Below are 1,552 nucleotides of genomic sequence, written 5' to 3'. Positions count from 1 at the left end.
GCGCAATATGGAGCGACTGAAGGACGTAGGGCTCGTAGATCGTGTCGGTGAGCCGAGCACCCTCATCGGGTGTCCAGTCGCGAAGTTCGTAGGCCGCAGGCGCGGCGCTCACCGCGATCGGGCGGTGCTGGACGGCTCGGGCAGTCCCGTTTGCCCGCTTAGCGAAGTTTCGCACCCCCTGCTTGGTGATGGCGGTGGGAGAGCCGGCGCTGGACCGGCCAGCCATACGGACGGCGGCATTGCGCAAAATGCCGTTCGCGAGCGCTCCCATGGAGTCGGAATAACCGCCCGGCGTTCGCGGCGGCAGATCGGAAATCCAGGAGAGTAGCATCTCGACGTCCGTGGCTTTACCCGGTGAGGCCATGAAACGGGACGGATCGTGTGCGGGTGCCTTGTCGATGACCGTCAGCCGGGTTTCGGCTGTCGTACCGTGGCGGGCGTAGACACGGCCGTCGAGCGCCGCTGTGAACACAATCGTGCCCTGCTCCTGCAATCGGGCGAAGGCTGRCCGCCACTTTGGGTTTTCGGGGGAGAGGTTCGCGCTTGTGATCGCCACCAGGCGGCCGCCGGGCCGAAGACGGGCAAAGGCTGATGACATGTGCCGCCATGCGGCATCCGCGACATGACCGTCGACATGGGCGCCGACAGTAAACGGCGGGTTCATCACCACAACGGAGGGCTGGACCGCGGCGTCGAGATGATCGTCAATATGCGCGGCGTCGTGGCGAAAGATTGAGACACACGGGAACAGGAGGCCGAGAAGATCGGCGCGTGTCGCGGCAAGCTCGTTCAGCGCAAGCGTCGCCCGCGCGATCTCGGCATGAATGGCGAGCAGTCCAGTCCCGGCGGACGGTTCCAGCACCGCGTCTGATAACGCGATCGCCGCGGCCCGCGCGGTGACGAAGGCTAGCGGCAGCGGGGTGGAAAGCTGCTGCATGGCCTGGCTTTCATCCGACCGGCGTGTGTGCGTAGGAACAAGCCGGGCGATCCTGGCCATCATCCCCAGCGCTGCCTGCGGCGAGGCGGAACGCGACAGGATTGCCGGTCCAAATTTGCGGATAAACAGGACTTGTGCGGCTTCGAGTGCCTCGTAGGCGTCCTTCCAGATCCAGAAGCCGTCGGCATCCGTTCCGCCAAAGCATTCCGTCATGACTGTGCCGAGCGCGCGGGTGGTAATGGCCTCACCATTTTCGAGAGGGGCGAGAAGGAAGCCTGCGGCACGAAAGATCGCTTCAGCGGAATCGGTCCGAGAAGGAACGATGTGGGACGCGGCGGCCCTGGAGGCCGCCGGTGCGGTCGTGATGATGTTCATGGAAGATCCTGTCGAGAGCGGAAGGAGCCGGCCCGGCCCGGCACGCTCTCTCTGCCCAGGCCTGACCACCTCCCTCTGGCCCCGCTCTGCCTCCAGCGATCGACCGCCGATGGCGGCGCACCGCGGCAATTCTTGCGCCCGGAGATGTCCGCTTCAGAACAAGGCCGGGGTTGAATCAGGAGGATGGACGGGAGGGGCTGACGGCACTAAACCGTTGGCTGATTCTTCAAACCGATCCTC

General features: G+C 65.1%; 1 pseudogene. It reads right to left on the bottom strand.

Annotated elements, in window-relative coordinates:
• Window positions 1-1,312: pseudogene (locus AC1DZP_RS36135) on the bottom strand (methylase); the annotation flags it as partial.
• Window positions 1,313-1,552 lie beyond the last annotated feature (240 nt).

Source organism: Mesorhizobium sp. P2_F8 (assembly GCF_056403655.1).
The sequence above is the reverse complement of the archived record's forward strand: the minus strand, read 5'-3'. Positions and strand labels throughout refer to the sequence as shown.